Source organism: Pseudomonas fortuita (genome assembly GCF_026898135.2).
In the GTDB taxonomy this organism is placed as follows: domain Bacteria; phylum Pseudomonadota; class Gammaproteobacteria; order Pseudomonadales; family Pseudomonadaceae; genus Aquipseudomonas; species Aquipseudomonas fortuita.
This window is the reverse complement of the sequence record NZ_CP114035.2, coordinates 807,130-827,997: the sequence shown is the minus strand read 5'-3', so window position 1 is coordinate 827,997 and position 20,868 is coordinate 807,130. Positions and strand designations below refer to the sequence as shown.

General features: G+C 62.0%; 21 protein-coding genes and 1 tRNA gene. 14 read left to right on the top strand and 8 right to left on the bottom strand.

Annotation, left to right across the window (positions count from 1 at the left end):
• Positions 1-18 precede the first annotated feature (18 nt).
• From OZ911_RS03825 to OZ911_RS03810, 4 genes are read left to right on the top strand one after another with little or no spacing between them, the layout of a single operon-like run.
• A complete protein-coding gene (locus OZ911_RS03825) occupies positions 19-987 on the top strand; it encodes a YbgA family protein (RefSeq protein WP_016484875.1) in 969 nt (322 codons plus the stop codon).
• Positions 977-1,876: a MerR family transcriptional regulator gene (locus OZ911_RS03820; RefSeq protein ID WP_070086763.1), complete on the top strand. Its 900-nt coding sequence runs from the start codon at positions 977-979 to the stop codon at positions 1,874-1,876. Before OZ911_RS03825 ends, OZ911_RS03820 begins: the two co-directional genes overlap by 11 nt.
• Positions 1,867-3,294, top strand: a complete 1,428-nt coding sequence (phrB, locus tag OZ911_RS03815) for a deoxyribodipyrimidine photo-lyase (RefSeq protein ID WP_197888474.1) — start codon at positions 1,867-1,869, stop codon at positions 3,292-3,294. Before OZ911_RS03820 ends, phrB begins: the two co-directional genes overlap by 10 nt.
• An 11-nt stretch (positions 3,295-3,305) precedes the next feature.
• Entirely contained in the window at positions 3,306-4,004 is a 699-nt protein-coding gene (locus OZ911_RS03810) for an SDR family oxidoreductase (RefSeq protein WP_023047683.1), read from the top strand.
• A 108-nt stretch (positions 4,005-4,112) separates the two neighbouring features.
• Here the strand turns inward: OZ911_RS03810 and OZ911_RS03805 are convergent, their stop codons facing one another.
• From OZ911_RS03805 to hemA, 6 genes are all read right to left on the bottom strand, one after another.
• On the bottom strand, positions 4,113-4,631 hold the full coding sequence (locus OZ911_RS03805; RefSeq protein ID WP_024717663.1) for an acyloxyacyl hydrolase: 519 nt from the start codon (positions 4,629-4,631) through the stop codon (positions 4,113-4,115).
• 104 nt (positions 4,632-4,735) lie between these two features.
• The gene (murI, locus tag OZ911_RS03800) at positions 4,736-5,533 is read right to left on the bottom strand and encodes a glutamate racemase (protein ID WP_016484870.1); all 798 of its coding nucleotides are present in this window, start codon (positions 5,531-5,533) and stop codon (positions 4,736-4,738) included.
• Positions 5,526-6,281, bottom strand: coding sequence for a molybdopterin-synthase adenylyltransferase MoeB (locus OZ911_RS03795; protein ID WP_016484869.1), 756 nt, complete (start codon positions 6,279-6,281; stop codon positions 5,526-5,528). Before OZ911_RS03795 ends, murI begins: the two co-directional genes overlap by 8 nt.
• Positions 6,275-7,105: a peptide chain release factor N(5)-glutamine methyltransferase gene (prmC, locus tag OZ911_RS03790; protein WP_016484868.1), complete on the bottom strand. Its 831-nt coding sequence runs from the start codon at positions 7,103-7,105 to the stop codon at positions 6,275-6,277. Before prmC ends, OZ911_RS03795 begins: the two co-directional genes overlap by 7 nt.
• Positions 7,105-8,187 carry a peptide chain release factor 1 gene (gene prfA / locus OZ911_RS03785; protein WP_016484867.1) on the bottom strand — a complete coding sequence of 361 codons (1,083 nt, stop codon included), beginning with the start codon at positions 8,185-8,187 and terminating at the stop codon, positions 7,105-7,107. Before prfA ends, prmC begins: the two co-directional genes overlap by 1 nt.
• Positions 8,184-9,461: a glutamyl-tRNA reductase gene (gene hemA, locus OZ911_RS03780; RefSeq protein WP_016484866.1), complete on the bottom strand. Its 1,278-nt coding sequence runs from the start codon at positions 9,459-9,461 to the stop codon at positions 8,184-8,186. The genes prfA and hemA overlap by 4 nt, the downstream gene beginning before the upstream one ends.
• A gap of 1,002 nt (positions 9,462-10,463) precedes the next feature.
• Here hemA and OZ911_RS03775 point away from each other — a divergent pair.
• The 9 genes from OZ911_RS03775 (at position 10,464) to OZ911_RS03735 (ending at position 18,435) form a co-directional block, all read left to right on the top strand.
• The gene (locus OZ911_RS03775; RefSeq protein ID WP_016484864.1) at positions 10,464-12,185 is read left to right on the top strand and encodes a tetratricopeptide repeat protein; all 1,722 of its coding nucleotides are present in this window, start codon (positions 10,464-10,466) and stop codon (positions 12,183-12,185) included.
• Between the two features lie 4 nt (positions 12,186-12,189).
• Complete coding sequence (gene lolB / locus OZ911_RS03770) at positions 12,190-12,807, top strand: lipoprotein insertase outer membrane protein LolB (protein ID WP_016484863.1); 618 nt, start codon at positions 12,190-12,192, stop codon at positions 12,805-12,807.
• Positions 12,808-12,811: 4 nt separating this feature from the next.
• Positions 12,812-13,672 carry a 4-(cytidine 5'-diphospho)-2-C-methyl-D-erythritol kinase gene (ispE, locus tag OZ911_RS03765; RefSeq protein WP_023048694.1) on the top strand — a complete coding sequence of 287 codons (861 nt, stop codon included), beginning with the start codon at positions 12,812-12,814 and terminating at the stop codon, positions 13,670-13,672.
• Positions 13,673-13,692: 20 nt separating this feature from the next.
• A tRNA-Gln gene (locus tag OZ911_RS03760) sits at positions 13,693-13,767 on the top strand.
• Positions 13,768-13,815: 48 nt separating this feature from the next.
• A complete protein-coding gene (locus OZ911_RS03755) occupies positions 13,816-14,757 on the top strand; it encodes a ribose-phosphate pyrophosphokinase (protein ID WP_003247410.1) in 942 nt (313 codons plus the stop codon).
• Between the two features lie 118 nt (positions 14,758-14,875).
• Complete coding sequence (locus OZ911_RS03750; protein WP_016484861.1) at positions 14,876-15,469, top strand: 50S ribosomal protein L25/general stress protein Ctc; 594 nt, start codon at positions 14,876-14,878, stop codon at positions 15,467-15,469.
• 79 nt (positions 15,470-15,548) lie between these two features.
• Entirely contained in the window at positions 15,549-16,133 is a 585-nt protein-coding gene (gene pth / locus OZ911_RS03745) for an aminoacyl-tRNA hydrolase (RefSeq protein ID WP_009686183.1), read from the top strand.
• A gap of 23 nt (positions 16,134-16,156) precedes the next feature.
• On the top strand, positions 16,157-17,257 hold the full coding sequence (ychF, locus tag OZ911_RS03740; RefSeq protein ID WP_016484859.1) for a redox-regulated ATPase YchF: 1,101 nt from the start codon (positions 16,157-16,159) through the stop codon (positions 17,255-17,257).
• 173 nt (positions 17,258-17,430) lie between these two features.
• Entirely contained in the window at positions 17,431-18,435 is a 1,005-nt protein-coding gene (locus OZ911_RS03735) for a SulP family inorganic anion transporter (RefSeq protein ID WP_023048693.1), read from the top strand.
• Positions 18,436-18,579: 144 nt separating this feature from the next.
• Here the strand turns inward: OZ911_RS03735 and ppk2 are convergent, their stop codons facing one another.
• Together ppk2 and ycaC are read right to left on the bottom strand one after the other, a co-directional pair.
• Complete coding sequence (ppk2, locus tag OZ911_RS03730; RefSeq protein ID WP_023048692.1) at positions 18,580-19,398, bottom strand: polyphosphate kinase 2; 819 nt, start codon at positions 19,396-19,398, stop codon at positions 18,580-18,582.
• Positions 19,399-19,503: 105 nt separating this feature from the next.
• Positions 19,504-20,124, bottom strand: coding sequence for an isochorismate family cysteine hydrolase YcaC (gene ycaC / locus OZ911_RS03725; RefSeq protein ID WP_016484856.1), 621 nt, complete (start codon positions 20,122-20,124; stop codon positions 19,504-19,506).
• 268 nt (positions 20,125-20,392) lie between these two features.
• Here ycaC and OZ911_RS03720 point away from each other — a divergent pair, with 268 nt between their 5' ends.
• On the top strand, positions 20,393-20,782 hold the full coding sequence (locus OZ911_RS03720) for a YybH family protein (protein ID WP_016484855.1): 390 nt from the start codon (positions 20,393-20,395) through the stop codon (positions 20,780-20,782).
• The last annotated feature ends 86 nt before the right edge of the window (positions 20,783-20,868 follow it).

Genomic DNA, 20,868 nt, shown 5'->3' with positions numbered 1-20,868 from the left:
GGTTTACGGGAGACAGCCATGCACGACACTTCAGCCCACAGCAAGCCGCGTATCGCCATCAGCGCCTGCCTGACCGGGCACAGCGTGCGTTACAACGGCGGCCATAAGGCCTCAGACCTGTGCCGTACGCAACTGGACGCCCATTTCGACTGGCTGCCGGTGTGCCCGGAAGTTGCCATCGGCCTGGGCATACCGCGCGACCCGATCCGCCTCGTCGGCAATCCCGAACGACCGGAAGTGGTCGGTACCCGTAACCCAGGCATGGACCTGACCGGCCCGCTACGCAACTATGGCGAGCAGATGGCCGCCGAGCTCGACAGCATCTGCGGCTATATTTTCATGCAGAAATCGCCCTCTTGCGGCCTGGAGCGGGTCAAGGTGTATCAGGACAATGGCCACCCGGCCATCCAGGGGGGGCGCGGCGTGTATGCCCAAGCGTTCTGCGCAAGACGCCCGGACCTGCCTGTGGAAGAAGAAGGTCGCCTGCATGACCCGGTGCTGCGCGAGAACTTCATCAGCCGCGTGTACGCCTACGCCGACTGGCAGCGCCTGCTGGCCGAGGGCCTTAGCCGTGGAAGCCTGGTGCGCTTTCATTCGCGTTACAAATACCTGGTGATGGCCAACAACCCCCAGGCCTACCGCACCTTGGGCCGCCTGCTCGGCAGCATGAGCAAGGATGACGACCCACAAACCATCGGCCCACGCTACTTCAGCCAGCTGATGCAGGCCCTGAGACGCTGTGCCAGCCGCGGCACCCATTGCAATGTGCTGCAGCACATCAGCGGCTATTTCAAGGACAACCTCACGCAGCAAGACAAAGCCGAGTTGCAGACAATCATCAGCCAGTACCAGCAAGGCGTAGTGCCGCTGGTGGTGCCGCTGACCCTGCTCAAGCACCACTTGCGCAAGCATCCAGACCCGTACCTGCTGCAACAGGCCTACCTGCAGCCGCACCCGGAAAGTCTGGGCTTGCGCAATGCAGTCTGAAACCTTGCTGCCCATCGGCGAACTTGCCCGTCGCACTGGCGTGAATCCGGTCACCCTGCGCGCCTGGGAGCGCCGGTATGGCCTGCTCAAGCCGCAGCGCACCGCCAAGGGGCATCGCCTGTATCCGCTGGATCAGGTGGGTCGGGTCGAGGCAATCCTTGGCTGGTTGCAGCGTGGGGCATCGGTCGGCCAGGTACGCGAGCTGCTCGACAAACCCTCCGGCACACCGCCCAAAGGTGACTGGCAGGCCCGACAATTCCAGCTGATCGAGGCCATTGCCAACCTGTCCCAGCGCGCCCTTGACCAGCAGCTCAACCAGGCCATGGCCCTGTACCCGGCCGTTACCCTGTGCGAACAACTGCTGCTGCCGCTGCTCGACCTCCTCGACCTGCGCTGGCGTAGTTACTTCAATGCGCAGCTGGAACAGGCGTTTTTCCACAGTTGGCTACGCAGCAAGCTAGGTGCCCGCGTCTACCATGACAACCAGCTGCTGCAGGGCCCTGCGGTGTTGCTGGTGGAAGACAGTGAACGTGTCTTCAGCCCCGGTTTATGGCTTTGCGCCTGGCTGTTCACCAGCAACGGGTTCCCGGTCGAGGTGCTGGAGCGCCCCGTTGCCGGCCCGCACCTTCAACGCGCCGTCAGCACGCTCAGCCCCCGCGCCGTACTTCTGCACCTGGGGCCCCGCATCGATGGCAAGGCACTGCAACGCACCCTGCACAACCTGCCCATGCCAATCCTGGCCGGCGGCCCGACGCTGTTGCTGCATGAAGCGCAGCTGCGTGCCCTCAAGTTGCCCAACCTCGCCCTGTTCGACACCCCGCAAGTGGCATTGAGCTTGCTTCAAGCCCATGACCGCCTGCCTGTAGAGATGAATGCCCCATGCACCTGACCTGGCTGCGCAGTGACCTGCGCATCGATGACAACACCGCGCTCAGCGCCGCCACCGAGCGCGGGCCCACCATCGCCCTGTGGCTGATCAGCCCCGGGCAATGGCAGGCCCATGATGACGCCGCCTGCAAAGTCGATTTCTGGCTGCGCAGCCTGCGCGACCTGCGCCAATCGCTGGAAGGCCTGAATATCCCCCTGCTGATCCGCAAGATAGACACCTGGGAGCAGGCACCACAAGCCGTGCTGGAGGTATGCCGCCAACATCAGGTGGCAAGCGTTCACTGGAACGAAGAGTACGGCATCAACGAGCAGCGCCGCGATGATGCCACCCGCGCCCTGCTAGAAAAGTCGGGCATTCAGGCACACAGCCACCTCGACCAGCTGTTGTTCCGCCCGGGCACCATCCTCACCCGCAGTGGCGATTATTTTCAGGTTTTCAGCCAGTTCAAGAAAACCTGCCTGGAGCACCTGCATCGCAGCCTGCCCGCGTTGGCCCACCGGGTTAAGCGGCAGGCACCGCTGCACATCCCTGCCGACCCTGTTCCGCAACACGTGGACGGTTTTGAAACACCCGCCCGCGCTCTGCGTGAACACTGGCCAGCGGGTGAAGCGCAGGCGCAGGGGCGGCTGTCCCGCTTTCTCGACGAAGCCATTGATGACTACCAGCAACTGCGTGACCTGCCTGCCAAACCTGGTACCAGCCAGCTTTCGCCTTACCTGGCCGCCGGCGTGATATCGCCTCGCCAGTGCCTGCACGGTGCACTGGCCAGCAACCGGGGCGAATTCGACAGTGGCAGTACGGGCGTGCAGACCTGGATCAACGAGCTGCTCTGGCGCGAGTTCTACAAGCACATCCTGTGCGGTTACCCTCAGGTCTCGCGACACCGTGCCTTCCGCGCCCAGACCGAAGCCCTGCCCTGGCGTGATGCACCGGCCGACCTTGAAGCCTGGGAACAGGGCCGTACGGGTTTCCCGATCATCGACGCCGCCATGCGCCAGTTGCTCCACACCGGATGGATGCATAATCGGCTGCGCATGATCGTGGCCATGTTCCTCAGCAAGAACCTGCTGATCGACTGGCGCAAGGGCGAGCGGCACTTCATGCGCCACTTGATAGACGGTGACCTGGCGGCCAACAATGGCGGCTGGCAGTGGAGCGCGTCCACCGGAACGGACGCAGTGCCCTACTTCCGTATCTTCAACCCGATTTCACAGTCTCAGCGTTTCGACCCTCAGGGGCATTTCATTCGGCACTGGCTGCCGGACCTACGTGACATAGATGAGAAAAATATCCATGAACCGATGAAATCCAGGGATCTATTTGCTACTAATTTGTATCACAGTCCTATGGTCGATCTCAGCAGCAGTCGCCAGCGTGCAATAGAAGCTTTCAAGGGCCTTCCCCGCCGGCAGGATTAGAGGACAACGTCTTGACTAACTCACGCAGTTTTTGGGTTACGGGCGCCAGCAATGGGCTAGGTCTGGCTTTGGTGGAACGCTTGCTCGAACAGGGCCACCGCGTTGCCGCCAGTACGAAGGAAAGCGATGAACTGGAAAGATTGGCAGCACAACATGGTCGGCGATTCTTGCGCCTGCCCTGGCAGTTGCATGCCGAGCCAAATGCAGCGGATGCCTGCCAGCAGATAGGCCATGCCTGGTGCTCGCTGGATGGTCTGATCATCAATGCCGGTACCAGCGATTATCTGCCAGACGACGTAGCGGACAGCGACCTGTTCGAGGCGATCGTCACAAGCAACCAGCTGGCGGCTGAGCAGTGCCTTGGCCATGCCTTGCCCCTGCTGGCCAAGGGGGATTCACCGCAGGTGTTGGCAGTGTTCAACCGCTATTCGGCATTGCAATTGTATGCCCCGACGCAGGTAACTGCAGGCTGGAACAACCTGCCGCAGTGGATGCGTGAGCAGCGCCAGGCCTTGAAAGCTCAAGGGGTAGGCCTGACCATAGTAGGGCCACAGTCGCTCAAGGTAGCGGTGACGTCGGCGCAGGCGATACCGGAGCAATGGACGCCACAGAGCGTTGCTGAAGCGTTGTTGCGTCGGTGGCCGCAAGCTGAACCGGAACTGGTTCTGGAGGCGCTGGAACTCAGCAGCCTATGGCCGTTGACGCGCTAAGCCCCTGAAATCGGCGTTAGCCCCGCCCCCACAGAACGCACACCCTTTGAGGATCGTGCATTCCCTGTGGGAGCGGGTTCACCCGCGAAAAGGCCTGTGCAGGTGAACTCAGAGCGCCATGCGGTAGTGCAAGCTATAGCTCTCCACACCATCGTTAGGCTCTTTGATGCCCGCATTGGAATAATGGATCGCCCGCACCCCGATCTCATGCCCCCCTGCAAAGCGCAAACCAAAGCCGATGCGGTCCTCGAACTGGAATGCCGAGCCCAGCTCGTTGCTTTCCAGCTCGGTGCTGGAGAACGCGGCTACACCGATCCCCGCTTCGATGTAGGGCTTCACCGACTCCCCGGCAAATTCGTAAACGAACACTGGCGCGAACGACAAGCTATGGTTGCTCGCCGTCTCGTCGCCGTCCCAATACGTATAGGCCCCATCCCAATATCCGGTCAGCCGACCAACACTGGTCTGCCACCAGCTTGCGTCCCAGTTCGATTGCAGCCCTAGCCGGTAGACCATGGTCGAGTCACCGGTCTGCCCCACCGAAACCGAAATGTCGGCAGCCTGTGCCGACATTGCTTGACCCAAAGTAAAGGCGGCAGCCGCCGCCAAGCCGAGCAGTTTCCTCATGAGAAACATCCTTCTTCCTGATGCTGTTATTAGTGTCCGCCTCAATCAGGCAAGCGGTAGAAAGCAGAAGTGGAACGATAGTTCAGCTGTTTTTCACGTTTTTTTCACAACGCAAAGCTTTGCACATCGTCGGACTTATGCCACAGCACAGGCAGGATTTTTCGGAGGAATTCTGGGTCAGCGCTGGTCCAGAAGCGGGTGTCGCCGGCCGGGCCTTCGGCTAACAGGTCATTGGCACCCAGCAGCCTTTGCAGTTGACGCGCCACAGCGGCGCCGGTGTCGATGATCGCCACGTCCGCTGGCACCAGGTCGGCCAGTAACGGGCGCAAGAAGGGGTAATGCGTGCAACCGAGGATCAGCGTATCGCAGCCGGCGGCCAGCAACGGCTGCACATAGCCAAGCAGCATCTGGCGAAGCGCCGGGCTGGCCAGGTCACCGGTCTCGATCAGCTCGACCAGCCCAGGGCATGGCTGAGTAATCACCTGGACGTCATTGGCGAAGCGGTCCAGCAGCGCTGCAAACTTGGCACTTTGCAAGGTACCGGTAGTTGCCAGTACACCGACCACGCCCGAGCGGGTGGCGGCAGCAGCAGGCTTCACGGCCGGCTCCATGCCCACCAGCGGCCAAGTCGGGTACAGCTCGCGCAAGTCAGCCACCGCCGCCACCGTGGCGGTGTTACAGGCCAGGACCATGGCTTTGGCGCCTTGTGCCTGGAAGAACCCGGCAATATGCCGGCAGCGCTCGCGTATATAGTCCGGCGACTTCTCACCGTAAGGCACATGGCCGCAGTCGGCCACATACAGCAGCGTCTCGTTGGGCAGCAGGCGCTGGATTTCGGCGAGTACCGACAAACCGCCGACCCCCGAGTCCATCACGCCGACCGGCGCCGAACGCTCAGCCATCGCGCTTGCCGCAAACTGCGCAAGCCGGGTCGCGCTTGACGCGCAGCTCACGGATACGGGTGCCGAGAGCATCGATCAACAGCAGACGACCCACCAGCGGTTCGCCGAAGCCGGCCAGCAGCTTCATTGCCTCCAGCGCTTGCAGGCTGCCCACCAAACCCACCAGCGGGCCGATCACGCCAGCTTCGCTGCAGGTCAGTTCATCGTCACTGCCATGCCCGTACAGACAGTGGTAGCAGGGGCTGTAGTCGCGCCGAGGGTCAAACACCGACAACTGCCCTTCAAGGCGGATCGCCGCGCCGCTCACCAGTGGTTTGCCAGCAGCCATACAGGCCGCGTTGACCGCTTCACGAGTAGCGAAATTGTCGGAGCAGTCCAGCACCAGGTCGACTGCCGCCACAGCGGCAGCCAGCGAATCTTCGTCCAGGGCTTGGCGATGGGCAACCAGACCGATCTCCGGGTTTATTGCCTGCAAGCGCTGCAAGGCCGAATCGACCTTGCTCATGCCGACGCTGGCACTGTCGTGAATCACCTGGCGTTGCAGGTTGGTCAGGTCGACGGTGTCGAAGTCGGCCAGGTGCAGCTCACCCACCCCGGCGGCAGCCAGGTACAGTGCCACCGGGGAGCCCAGGCCGCCAAGGCCGACAATCAGTGCCTTGCTCTGCTTGAGCCGTAACTGGCCGTCGATGTCGATCTGGGCCAGCAATACCTGCCGGCTGTAACGCAGAAGTTCCTGATCACTCAGCATGGCAGGCGCCCCAGGGTAATGCGTTCATGGCCGCCCAGGTCCGTTCGGCTGGCGACCTCGATAAAGCCTTGCTCAGCCAGCAAAGCGCGTACCGCCGCTGCCTGGTCGTAGCCATGTTCCAACAGCAACCAGCCACCGGGCAACAGGTGCGCGGGGGCCTGGGCAACGATCACGCGCAGGTCGTCCAGGCCATCGGCACCGGCCACCAGTGCACTGCTGGGCTCGAAGCGCACGTCACCGGCCACCAGGTGTGGGTCTGCGGCGGCAATATAGGGGGGGTTGCTGACAATCAGGTCGAAACGCTCGCCGGCCAGGCTGTCGAACCAGTGGCTTACCCGCACCTGCGCGTTGCTCAGACCCAAACGTTGGCGGTTGCGCTCGGCCAGGGCAGCGGCTTCTTCCACCCGGTCAACTGCAGTCAGCTGCCAGGCCGGGCGATCGCTGGCCAGGGCCAGGGCAATCGCACCGGTACCGGTGCCCAGGTCAAGGACCTTGGCCGGCGAGGCGGGTTGCAGCTCAAGGGCAGTCTCGACCAACAGCTCGGTATCCGGCCGCGGGATCAGGGTATGCGGCGCCACTTCCAGGTCGATCGTCCAGAAGCCCTGCTGCCCGAGGATGTAAGCGACCGGCTCGCCGCCACGGCGGCGCTGAAGGTAACCGGCGTAAGTCTGGGCATCTTCGCTGCTGACGATTCGCTCGGGCCAGGTGTGCAGGTAGCTGCGCGACTTGCCGATGGCAGCAGCCAGCAGCAATTCGGCATCCAGCCGCTCGGTGGGCGACTCGGGCAGCTGCGCGTTGCGCAGCAAGCTGGCGATGATGGTCATCAGTCCCCCAGGGCAGCCAGTTGATCGGCCTGGTATTCGGCCAGCAGCGGTTCGATCACTGCGTCCACGCCACCGCTGAGGATGTCGTCCAGCGAGTACAAGGTCAGGTTGATACGGTGATCGGTTACCCGACCCTGTGGATAATTGTAGGTGCGGATGCGCTCGGAACGGTCACCGGACCCCACCAGCAGTTTGCGCTCGCTGGCAATGGCATTCTGTGCTGCGCTGGTCTGCATGTCGTTGAGCTTGGCCGACAGCCAGGACATGGCACGGGCGCGGTTCTTGTGCTGCGAACGCTCTTCCTGGCACTCGACCACGATACCGGTGGGCAAGTGGGTAATACGGATCGCCGAGTCGGTCTTGTTCACGTGCTGACCACCCGCGCCCGATGCACGGTAGGTGTCCACGCGCAGATCGGCCGGGTTGATTTCGATGGCTGCTTGTTCGTCCGGCTCGGGCAGCACCGCCACTGTGCAGGCGGAGGTGTGCACGCGGCCTTGGGATTCGGTTTCCGGCACGCGCTGAACACGGTGTGCGCCAGACTCGAACTTGAGCTTGCCGTACACGTGCTCACCCTCGACACGGGCGATGATTTCCTTGTAGCCGCCGTGCTCGCCTTCGTTCTCGGACAAGATCTCCAGGCGCCAGCCGCGTTTTTCGGCGTAGCGCGAATACATGCGGAACAGGTCGCCAGAGAAGATGGCCGCCTCGTCGCCACCCGTACCGGCGCGAATTTCGAGGAACACGTTGCGGCCGTCGTTGGGGTCTTTGGGCAGCAGCATGCGTTGCAGCTTCGCCTCCAGCGTCAGCAGCTGTTCCTTGGCTTCACGCACTTCTTCCACGGCCATTTCACGCAGGTCCGGGTCGCTGTCCTTGAGCAATGCCTGGGCGCCCTCAAGGTCACCCTGGACTTTGCACCACTCTTTATAAGCAGCGTAGACCGGCTCGACCTCGGCATATTCACGGGAATACGCGCGAAAGCGCGTCTGGTCGGAAATGACCTCAGCATCACCGAGCAGTGCGGTGAGCTCTTCGAAGCGGTCCTGGAGGATATCCAGTTTGTTCAGCAGCGACGCTTTCATTGCGGGGATTTGTCCGTGGAGCCCTCGTTGAGGGCAAAGAGTTCCTGGGCCATGGCCAGCGCATCAAGGCGGCCCTCGGCCGAGAGCTTTTTCAACTGCACGCTGGGCGCATGCAGGAGTTTGTTGGTCAGCCCCCGGGCCAGTTGGGCCAGTACGTCCTCGGGGTTGCCGCCGTTGGCCAGCAGGCGCTGGGCCTTTTGCAATTCGTCGTCACGCAGGCGCTCGCTCTGCTGGCGGTAGGCCTTGAGCACGTCCACCGCCGCCAGTTCACGCAGGCGCAGCATGAAATCCTCGGCGCCCACCGAGACCAGTTCTTCAGCCGCCTGGGCTGCGCCCTGGCGGCTCTTGAGGTTTTCCGCCACCACGTCATGCAGGTCATCGACAGTGTACAGGTACACGTCGTCCAGCTCGCCGACTTCAGGTTCGATGTCGCGCGGCACGGCAATGTCGACCATGAAGATCGGCTTGTGCCGGCGCTGTTTCAGCGCACTCTCGACCGCGCCCTTGCCCAGGATGGGCAACTGGCTGGCGGTGGAACTGATGACGATGTCGCTGTTGGCCAGTTCCTGGGGGATGTCGGCCAGCAGTACGGCGTGTGCGCCAAACTGCTCGGCCAGGGTACTGGCCCGCTCCAGGGTACGGTTGGCCACGACGATACGCCGCACGCCTTGCTCATGCAGGTGGCGTGCGACCAGGGTGATGGTTTCGCCGGCACCGATCAACAAGGCCTGGCTGCGGCCCAGGTCGCTGAAAATCTGTTTGGCCAGGCTGACTGCGGCAAACGCCACCGATACCGGGTTTTCACCAATGGCGGTGTCGGTGCGCACCTGCTTGGCGGCGCTGAAGGTGGCCTGGAACAGGCGCCCGAGCAACGGGCCGACGGTGCCGGCCTCCCGCGCCACGGCGTAGGCTGACTTCATCTGGCCGAGGATCTGCGGCTCGCCGAGCACCAGCGAGTCCAGGCCCGAAGCCACGCGCATCATGTGCTTAACGGCATCATGCTCTTCATGCACGTAGGCACTGGCGCGCAACTCGTCCAGGCTGAGGCGGTGATAGTCGGCCAGCCATTGCAGCACGGCGTCGGCAGACAAGTGGTCCTGCTCTATATAGAGCTCGCTGCGGTTGCAGGTCGACAGGATCGCCGCTTCGCGGCTGGAAGTCAGCCGGCAGAGCTGCTGCAGGGCGTCTACCAGCTGCTCTGGGGTAAACGCCACGCGCTCGCGTACGTCTACCGAGGCAGTCTTATGGTTGATACCAAGTGCAAGAAAGGCCATGCAAGGTCGCTGGTTGTGACGGGAAGCCGATAATTGTCCTCTTTCACAGGTATTAGAACAACCACCGTTCGCTATTGCGCTGATAGCGCTGCGGCTATCGCCGCTCGCGGGCAAGGATGAGCGTTGATTTCAGCTTTCACTCCCGCTTTTGATCTGCTTTTGATCTGGCTTTTGATCTGCTTTTGATTTTCGCGACTTCAGGAGGCCGAACGCAGGCCTTGCGAAGGGAGGTGACGGGCATGGATGCCCGTCAAGCGCTGGGCCCCAGGATGGGGCCTGCAGCGCGGTCCTCCCGGGAGCAAGGCCGGAGTGAGGGAACCCCGGAGCGAAGCGCAGGGGCCGGATGATGGGAGCGCAGCGTTTTTTGGTTACTTTTTGTCGCGTTTGACAAAAAGTGACTCGCCGTAAGGGCGAAAAGGTGAGTCAGCGTCGCCATCGCAAATGGACTGTTCGCTGAACCAAAACAGCCAGATCCGCTTTTCGCTTCTTGCGATGTGGGCCTTAGCACAGTGTAGACATTCGTTCGCGCAGGTGGCGCCAAGTCACCTTTCCGCCCTTCCGGCGGGTTACTTTGGTCTTGGCCAAAGTAACCAAAGCCGTCCGCTCCCATCATCCGGCCCCTGCGCTTCGCTCCGGGGTCCCCTCGCTCCGGGCTTGCTCCCGGGAGGACCGCGCTGCAGGCCCCATCCTGGGGCCCAGCGCTTGACGGGCATCCATGCCCGTCACCTCCCTACGCAAGCCCTGCGCTCGGCCTCCTGAAGTCGCAATCTGCGTCGCTTGAACTATCGCGCGCTTAGAAGCAGAAGCAGAAGCAGAAGCAGAAGCAGAAACAAGAGCGTGAGCGCGCGCGAGCGCTGGGCATCGTGGCAATGCCCGGGCGAACGCTGCGCGCGCTGCGCGGTCTGCATGTGCTGAGCGTAGCTTCATACCTTCGCAGGTGGGTTTGCCCCCGCGCTTGTGTCATCATGCTCCGACCGCCGGTGAGTCCTCCTAAAGCCTTCTATGAACAAACCATACGCATTGCTGCTTGCCTTCGCCCTGCTCCAGGGCTGCCAGAACCTGGCCCCGCAAAAGGCCGAGCCTCCCATCGCCGAAGCCGGCAAGGGCGAGGCGGAAAAGCCCGTGGTGTATGGCTCGTTCAAGCAGGACACGCTTTACAGCCTGCTGGTCGCGGAACTGGCTGGCCAGCGCAACCGCTTCGATATCGCCTTGGCCAACTACACCGACCAGGCAGCAAAAACCCAGGACCCCGGGGTTTCCGAGCGTGCCTACCGCATTGCCGAATACCTCGGCGCCGACGAGCCGGCGCTGGATAACGCGCTGGTCTGGGCCCGCAATGACCCGCAGAACCTCGACGCCCAGCGCGCCGCCGCCATCCAGCTAGCCCGCGCCGGCCGTTATGACGACGCCATGGCCTACATGGAAAAAGTGCTGCAGGGCCAAGGCGACACTCACTTCGACTTCCTCGCCTTGTCAGCCGCCGAAACCGACCAGAGCACCCGCGACGGCTTGCTGCAAAGCTTCGAGCGCCTGCTGGTGAAATACCCCGACAACGGCCAGCTGATATTCGGCAAGGCACTGCTGCTGAACCAGGACGGCAAGGCTGAAGAGGCGCTGGAGCTGCTCGAATCGCACCCGACGCAAAACGGCGAAATTGCCCCGATCCTGCTGCGCGCCCGCCTGCTTCAGGCCCTGGACCGTGGCCCCGAGGCCCTGCCGCTGCTGCGCGGCGCGATCCGCGACAACCCGGATGACAAGCGCCTGCGCCTGACCTATGCCCGCACCCTGGTCGAACAGGACCGCATCGGCGATGCCAAGGGCGAGTTCCTCAGCCTGGTCCAGCAATACCCCGACGATGACGAGCTGCGTTACTCACTGGCCCTGGTGTGCCTGGAAAACAAAGACTGGGATGAAGCCGAAGGCTACCTGCAGGAGCTGGTCGAGCGCGACAGCAACGTCGACGCCGCACACCTGAACCTGGGCCGCATCCGCGAAGAACGCCACGACCCCGCTGGCGCCCTGCGCGAGTACGCCCTGGTCGGCCCTGGCCCCGATTACCTGCCGGCGCAGCTGCGCCAGGCCGACATCCTGATTGCCAACGGCCGCGGCACCGAGGCTTCACGCCTGCTCGCCGAGGCCCGCGAAGCCCAGCCGGACTACGCCATCCAGCTGTTCCTGATCGAATCGGAAAGTTACAGCAACAACAACAAGGACGCCCAGGCCAGCCAGGTGCTGCAGCAAGCCATCCAGCGCTACCCGGACGACCTCAACCTGCTGTACACGCGCGCCATGCTGGCCGAAAAGCGCGACGACCTTGGCCAACTGGAAAAGGACCTGCGCGCCATCATCGCCCGCGAGCCGGAAAATGCCATGGCCTTGAACGCCCTGGGCTACACCCTGGCCGACCGTACCACCCGCTACACCGAAGCCAAGGCGCTGATTGACAAGGCCCACCAGCTGACCCCGGACGACCCGGCGGTACTCGACAGCCTGGGCTGGGTCAATTACCGTCTGGGCAACCTCGACGAGGCTGAAACCTACCTGCGCCAAGCCTTTGCCAACTTCCCCGACCACGAAGTGGCCGCCCACCTGGGCGAAGTGCTGTGGGCTAATGGCAAGCGCCGCGAAGCCCGCCAGGTATGGGCCAAGGGCTTCGAAGCCCAGGCCGACAGCCCCATCCTGCGCAAAACCCTTTTGCGCCTGACCGGATCCGAGACCCTTTAACGCCATGTTCCTGCGCCATTGCATCACCTTCACCCTGATCGCCCTGCTGGCTGGCTGTGCCGGCTTCGGTAGCCGCGAGGCCCTGCAAGGGCACGGCGACCCGCAGCAGTGGCGCGCCCATAAAGCGCAGTTGAGCAGCCTTGATGGCTGGCAGATCAACGGCAAAGTCGGCATCCGCGCGCCGCGCGATTCAGGTAGCGGCACGCTCTTCTGGCTGCAGCGCCAGGACTATTACGACATTCGCCTGGCTGGCCCACTCGGCCGTGGTGCCGCACGACTGACCGGCCGCCCCGGTGGCGTTGTGCTCGAAGTGGCCAACCAGGGCCGCTTCGAGGCCACCAGCCCGGAAGCCCTGCTGGAAGAGCAGCTCGGCTGGCAGCTGCCAGTATCGCACCTGGTGTGGTGGGTCCGCGGCCTGCCCGCCCCCGACAGCAAGAGCAAGCTGACTCTGGACGGCGACAGCCGCCTGGCCAGCCTTGACCAGGATGGCTGGCAGGTGCAGTACCTGAGCTACACCGAACAGAATGGCTATTGGTTGCCCGAGCGCCTGAAACTGCACGGCAAGAATCTGGACGTGACCCTGGTGGTCAAGGACTGGCAGCCACGCCAGCTGGGGCACTGATTTCATGCACACGCTCACCCTGCCCGCCCCGGCCAAGCTCAACCTGTGGCTGCACATCATCGGGCGTCGCGCTGATGGCTATCACGAGCTGGAAACCGTATTCCAGTTTCTCGACCATGGCGACGAACTGAGTTTCGCCGTACGTGACGATGGCGTGATCCGCCTGCACACCGAGATCGAGGCAGTACCGCACGACAGCAACCTGATCGTGCGTGCTGCGCGCAAGCTGCAGGAACAGTCCGGCAGCCCATTGGGTGCCGATATCTGGCTGACCAAAGTGCTGCCCATGGGTGGCGGCATCGGCGGCGGCAGCTCGGACGCCGCAACCACCCTGCAGGCCCTCGCCCACCTGTGGCAACTGGACTGGGACGAAGACCGCCTGGCCGCACTGGGCCTGAGCCTGGGTGCCGACGTACCGGTATTCGTGCGCGGCCATGCGGCGTTCGCCCAGGGTGTGGGCGAACAGTTGACCCCGGTCGACCCTGAAGAGCCTTGGTATGTCGTGCTGGTGCCGCAAGTGTCTGTCAGCACAGTAGAAATTTTTTCACATCCGCAGTTGACACGTGATTCCCTCCCCCTTAATATGCGCCCCGTTCCCGAGGGAAACAGTCGAAATGACTGCCAACCGGTGGTAGAGCAGAGTTACCCAGAAGTTCGCAATGCGTTGAATTCACTGGGTAAATTCACTGAGGCTCGACTAACCGGCACTGGAAGTTGTGTGTTTGGGGCCTTCCCAAGCAAAGCCGAAGCTGATAAAGTTCTGGCCCTTCTTTCAGCGACCCAAACAGGGTTTGTGGCGAAAGGAAGCAATATTTCGATGTTGCATCGCAAGCTGCAAAGTCTGGTCAAGAAGTCGAGCGCATAAGCGTTCGCAGCAACAGATACAGGGGCGTCGCCAAGCGGTAAGGCAGCAGGTTTTGATCCTGCCATGCGTTGGTTCGAATCCAGCCGCCCCTGCCATTTTCCTTATACTCATCCAGGTATACCCTCAGCCTTCAGGTACTGCGCGTGTCCAAGATGATGGTCTTTACGGGGAACGCTAACCCCGATCTGGCTCGGCGTGTCGTACGTCAGCTGCATATCCCTCTCGGTGACGTCTCTGTCGGTAAGTTCTCCGACGGCGAAATCAGCACTGAGATCAATGAAAATGTTCGCGGTAAAGACGTTTTCATTATTCAGCCGACTTGTGCCCCGACCAACGATAACCTGATGGAACTGGTAGTGATGGCCGACGCCTTCCGCCGCTCCTCAGCATCCCGAATCACCGCCGTGATTCCTTACTTCGGATATGCCCGCCAGGACCGCCGTCCGCGTTCGGCACGTGTAGCCATCAGCGCCAAAGTTGTCGCTGACATGCTCACTGTCGTGGGTATCGACCGTGTTCTCACCGTCGACCTGCACGCTGACCAGATCCAAGGCTTCTTCGATATCCCCGTCGACAACATCTACGGCTCGCCCGTACTGGTAGACGATATCGAAGACCAGCGTTTCGAGAACCTGATGATCGTCTCCCCGGACATTGGTGGTGTCGTGCGTGCACGTGCAGTCGCCAAGTCCCTGGGTGTCGACCTGGGTATCATCGACAAACGCCGCGAAAAGGCTAACCACTCCGAGGTTATGCACATCATCGGCGACGTCGAAGGGCGCACCTGCATCCTGGTAGACGACATGGTCGACACCGCCGGCACCCTGTGCCACGCGGCCAAAGCCCTGAAAGAACACGGCGCTGCCAAGGTTTACGCCTACTGCACGCACCCTGTCCTGTCGGGCCGCGCGATCGAGAACATCGAGAAGTCGGTACTGGACGAGCTGGTGGTGACCAACACCGTTCCGCTGTCCGCCGCTGCTCAAGCCTGTGACCGTATCCGCCAGCTGGATATCGCACCGGTTGTCGCTGAAGCGGTACGCCGCATCAGCAATGAAGAATCGATCAGCGCGATGTTCCGCTAAGCGGAACGCGTGTTGATGTGAAGCGCCCCGCCCCAACATGTGTTGGGGCGGGGCTTTTTTGCCATCCCCGTTGGCGCTGGTCGCAAACGCTCTCGGGGGGCTATTTTGGAGAAACAAAATGACTGATTTTATCCTGAACGCCCAAGCGCGTACTGACCTGGGGAAAGGTGCGAGCCGCCGCCTGCGTCATGCGCTGAGCATCCCTGCCGTTGTCTACGGTGGTGACAAAGAAGCTCAATCCCTGACCATCCTGGCCAAGGAAATCACCAAGCTGTTCGAAGACGAAGCTGCCTTCAGCCACGTGATCGAGCTGAACGTTGACGGCGTCAAGCAAAACGTCATCGTCAAGGCCATGCAGCGTCACCCGGCCAAGCAGTTCATCATGCACGCTGACTTCATCCGCGTCGTTGCTGGCCAGAAGCTGACCGCTGTTGTTCCAGTGCACTTCATCAACGAAGAAGCACCGGTCAAGAAAGGCGGCGAGATCTCGCACGTTGAATCGCAGATCGAAGTTTCCTGCGAAGCCAAAGACCTGCCTGAGTTCATCGAAGTTGACCTGGCCAACGCTGAAATCGGCACCATCATCCACCTGTCGGACCTGAAAGCTCCGAAAGGCGTAGAGTTCGTAGCTCTGGCCCACGGTGATGACAAAGCTGTTGCCAACGTTCACGCTCCACGCGTTGCTCCAGAAGCAGAAGGCGCTGCCGAGTAATCCACTCGCACGCCGGCGTTGATCGGGTTACAGTGCCGCGCGCACTGTGACCCACCAACTCCAAGGAAGAGCCCCTGACGTGACCGCCATCCAGTTGATCGTTGGCCTGGGTAACCCCGGCCCCGAATACGAACAGACCCGGCATAACGCAGGGGCTCTTTTCGTTGAACGCATTGCCAGCGCCCAGCGTGTATCGCTGACTGCTGACAAAAAATATTTCGGCCTGACGGCTAAGTTCAGCCATCAGGGCAACGACGTTCGTTTGTTGATCCCCACCACCTACATGAACCGCAGCGGCCAGGCCGTGGCGGCCTTGGCCAATTTCTTCCGCATCAAGCCGGAAGCAATCCTGGTGGCGCACGACGAACTCGACCTGCCTCCGGGCGTTGCCAAGCTCAAGCGCGGCGGCGGCCATGGTGGGCATAACGGCCTGCGCGACATCATCGCGCAGCTCGGCAACCAGAACGACTTCCACCGCCTGCGGCTTGGCATTGGCCACCCGGGTGACGCCAAACTGGTATCCAACTTCGTCCTGGGCCGCGCGCCGCGCGCCGAGCAGGAGAAGCTCGACGCCAGCATCGATTTTGCCCTCGGCGTGCTGCCGGACGTGCTTGCCGGCGACTTTGCCAAGGCGATGCGCGAGCTGCACAGCCAGAAGGCCTGATTCCTTTAGAGAGGGGAATACCCATGGGTTTCAATTGCGGCATCGTCGGCCTGCCCAACGTCGGCAAGTCCACCCTGTTCAACGCCCTGACCAAGTCTGGCATCGCGGCGGAGAACTTCCCTTTCTGCACCATCGAGCCAAACAGCGGCATCGTGCCGATGCCTGATGCTCGTCTGGCTGCGCTGGCTGAAATCGTCAAGCCAAACCGCATCCTGCCGACCACCATGGAATTCGTCGATATCGCCGGCCTGGTTGCCGGTGCCTCGAAAGGCGAAGGCCTGGGCAACAAGTTCCTCGCCAACATCCGCGAGACCGACGCCATTGCCCACGTGGTGCGCTGCTTCGAAGACGAAAACGTGATCCACGTTTCCAACAGCGTCGATCCCAAGCGTGACATCGAGATCATCGACCTCGAACTGATCTTCGCCGACCTCGACAGCTGCGAAAAGCAACTGCAGAAAGTAGCCCGCAACGCCAAGGGCGGCGACAAGGAAGCCTTGGCGCAAAAGGCCATTCTGGAAAAGCTGATCCCGCACTTCACCGAAGGCAAGCCTGCGCGCAGCCTGATGAAGAACATGGCTGACGACGAAAAAGCCGTCATCCGTGGCTTCCACCTGCTGACCAGCAAGCCGGTGATGTACATCGCCAACGTCGCCGAAGACGGCTTCGACAACAACCCGCACCTGGACGTGGTCAAGGCCATTGCCGAGGAAGAGGGCGCGGTCGTTGTACCGGTGTGCAACAAGATCGAAGCAGAAATCGCCGAGCTGGACGACGGCGAAGAGAAGGACATGTTCCTCGAGGCCCTGGGCCTGGAAGAGCCTGGCCTGAACCGCGTGATCCGCGCCGGTTACGAGCTGCTGAACCTGCAGACCTACTTCACTGCCGGCGTGCAGGAAGTACGTGCCTGGACCGTACGCGTCGGCGCCACTGCACCACAGGCTGCTGGTGTTATCCACACCGACTTCGAAAAAGGTTTCATCCGCGCTGAGGTGGTGGCCTATGACGACTTCATCCAGTTCAAGGGTGAAGGCGGTGCGAAGGAAGCCGGCAAGTGGCGCCTGGAAGGCAAGGATTACATCGTCAAGGATGGCGACGTGATGCACTTCCGCTTCAACGTCTGATTCAGCAGACGTTCACAGCGTCTCAAGAGACGACCCAGCCCTGAAACAGGCGAAATGTCTGTTCAGGACGGGTGACTCAACACGAAGAAGCCGCGCACCTGCGCGGCTTCTTCGTTTCTAGGGGCATAGCATCTAAGCTGAAACTCAGCACCCTCCTCCCCTGAGCCCGCACCATGCCCGAACCAACGCGCTTCGACTGGCAACGCTGGCTACCCGGCCTGGTGACCCTGCTCCACTATCAACGCGCCTGGTTAGCCAAGGACATCGCCGCCGGCCTGGTGCTGACCACCATGCTGGTACCGGTGGGCATTGCCTACGCCGAAGCGTCCGGCGTACCCGGAATCTACGGCCTGTACGCCACCATCATCCCGTTGCTGGTCTACGCCCTGTTCGGCCCCAGCCGAATCCTGGTGCTGGGCCCGGATTCGGCGCTGGCCGCGCCGATCCTGGCGGTGGTGGTGCAGCACGCCGCCAGCGACCCACAGCGGGCAATCGCCATCGCCAGCATGATGGCGCTGATCGCCGGGGCGTTCTGCGTGATTGCCGGGCTGCTGCGCCTGGGCTTCATCACCGAGTTGCTGTCCAAGCCGATCCGCTATGGCTACATGAACCGCATGCAACAGTGGGAGTTCTGGCTGTCGTTCACCTGCTTCGTCGGTGTGGCGGTGTTTGGGGCCATTCCCGGTATCTGCATTGCGGTGGCAATCGCGGTGATCGAGTTTCTGTGGGACGGCTGGCGGCCACACCATGCAGTGCTGGGCCGGGTGGATGGCACCCGGGGCTACCACGATGTGCAGCGTTATCCACAGGCTCGACGTATTCCGGGGCTGGTGCTGCTGCGTTGGGATGCGCCGCTGTTCTTTGCCAATGCCGAGCAGTTCCAAAGTACCGTGATGGCGGCCGTGGACGAGTCGCCGACGCCGGTGCAGCGGCTGATAATAGCGGCGGAGCCAGTGACCAGTATCGACATCACCTCGGCAGACATGCTGGCCGAACTGGACCGGGCACTGGAGGCTCGAGGGGTGGAATTGCAGTTTGCCGAGATGAAGGACCCGGTGAAGGACAAGATGCGGCGGTTCGAGTTGTTTCAGCATATGGGGGAGACGGCCTTTCACCCCACAGTGGGTGCCGCTGTGGATGCTTATCTGGAAGAAAGTGGGGTTGATTGGCAGCCTTAGGTTCCTTGTACTGGCTGCTTCGCGGATTCCCCCCCTCCGAAAAACTCACGCCGACTCCGAAGGCGGTCCCACCACCGTCGCCTGCAGCAGGCTGCCGTCCTGTGGCATGAGCGCTAACCCTCGCAGCGCCCCACAGGGAGGGGTTCAAAAACGTTCTTCGACGACCTTGAACGGGTAGGCCACGGCCTTGTACTTGCCGACCTTGCCGCGTTTGGGCAGCTTCACCACCCGGTCACGGGTGATGTCCTTGTACGGAATACGGCTGAGCAAATGGCTGATGATGTTCAGGCGGGCACGACGTTTGTCGTCCGAGTGCGCCATGAACCACGGCGCCCAGGCTGTATCCGAGGCCTGGAACATGTCGTCCCGTGCCTGGGTGTAGTCATCCCAACGGGTATACGATTTGAGGTCCATGGGCGAAAGCTTCCACAGCTTGCGACCATCGTTGATGCGATCCTCCAGGCGGCGGGTCTGCTCCTCGGCGCTGACCTCGAGCCAGTACTTGATGAGGATGATGCCCGACTCGACCATGACCTTTTCGAACACGGGCACCCCGGCGAGAAACTTGTCGACAAGGTTGCCGGAGCAAAAGCCCATGACCCGCTCAACCCCCGCACGGTTGTACCAGCTGCGATCGAAGATCACCACCTCGCCCGCGGCGGGCAAATGCCCCACATAACGCTGCAGGAACATCTGGGTTTTTTCCCGATCGGTCGGTGCCGGCAGCGCCACCACGCGAAACACCCGCGGGCTGACCCGCTCGGTAATGGCCTTGATGGTGCCGCCCTTGCCGGCGCCATCACGGCCTTCGAAGACAATGCATACCTTCAGCCCCTTGGCCACCACCCACTCCTGCAGCTTTACCAGCTCTACATGCAGATGCTTGAGCGCTTTTTCGTAGGCCTTGCCGCCCAGTTTTTCTGGCTGTTGCTGGGTGGATTTCTTCCTGGACGGCTTCGACATGACACTCTCCTGAGGGCGAATGAAGAGTCAGTATGGTCGATTCATACCGGTTTGCCGCTTCGCTTGCAGGTTGAGGCGGGGCTGCGGTGCAGCCCCGAGGAGGCGCTACTTGGCCAGCTTGTTGTAACTGGTCATCAGGTTGCGGTAGTCCGGTATATGGTTGGAGAACAGGGTACCCAAGCCCTCGACGTCGTTGCGCCAGTCGCGGTGCAGCTCGCAAGCCACGCCGAACCAGGTCATCAGCTGCGCCCCGGCAGCCTCCATGCGCCGCCACGCCGAGTCACGGGTCAGTTCGTTGAAGGTGCCAGAGGCGTCGGTGACGACGAACACCTCAAAGCCCTCCTCCAGCGCCGACAGGGCCGGGAAGGCCACGCACACTTCAGTGACCACACCGGCAATCAGCAGCTGCTTCTTGCCGGTGGCTTTTACGGCTTTGACAAAGTCTTCGTTGTCCCAGGCATTGATGTTGCCGGGGCGCGCAATGTAGGGGGCGTCGGGGAACTGCTCTTTCAGTTCCGGCACCAGCGGGCCATTGGGGCCGGTCTCGAAGCTGGTGGTAAGGATGGTCGGCAGCTTGAAGTACTTGGCCAGGTCGGCCAGGGCCAGTACGTTGTTCTTGAAGCGGTCGGGGTCGATGTCCCTTACCAGCGAGAGCAGGCCGGCCTGGTGGTCGACCAGCAGTACGGCGGCGTTGTTCTTGTCCAGACGCTTGTATTGGAAGGTCACGGTGAACTCCTTGCTTCAGCGGGTTGGGAGTATCAGCGTAGGCAAGGATGAACGGTGGGACAGACCGTCAGTCGGTTCGCCTGTTGTTGCCTGTACTGGCCTCATCGCCGGCAAGCCAGCTCCCACAGAGTGGCGCCCGGGCAGAACCTGCGCCCCGCCATCACTTCACAAATTCCTGAACTGATTATTTGCCTTCAGCGATTTGTCCCCTCGCCAACCGCCACCAGAATCGCTTCACCATAATCACAAAAACCGTGAGGCCACTCCCGTGGACCAGACACTTCAGGTGCGCCAAGCCGCCGCCGACCTCGTTGCCGCGTTCGCCAGCAACGACACCGCCCGCTATTTCGCCTGTTTCAGCGAAGACGCGACGTTCCTTTTCCACACCTTGCCGCAACCGCTGCTGTCGCGCCGTGCCTACGAAGACCTCTGGGCCCAGTGGCAGGCCGAAGGGTTTGCAGTGCTCGCCTGCGAATCGGCCAATGCCCACGTGAGCCTGCAAGGCGATGTGGCGATCTTCATGCACGATGTGGCCACGCATATCCGCATCGCCGGTGAAGAACACCGCATGAGCGAGCGCGAGACTATCGTCTTCCGCCGCCAAGGTGACCAGTGGCTGGCCTGCCACGAGCACCTGTCGGTCGTCTCGCCGGCCTGATCACTTTTTTACGCGGCCCTGCCGCCCTGCCATCGCACCCACAAGAAGGCCCGCGCACTGCGCCGGCTACAACAACCGCGCTGGAG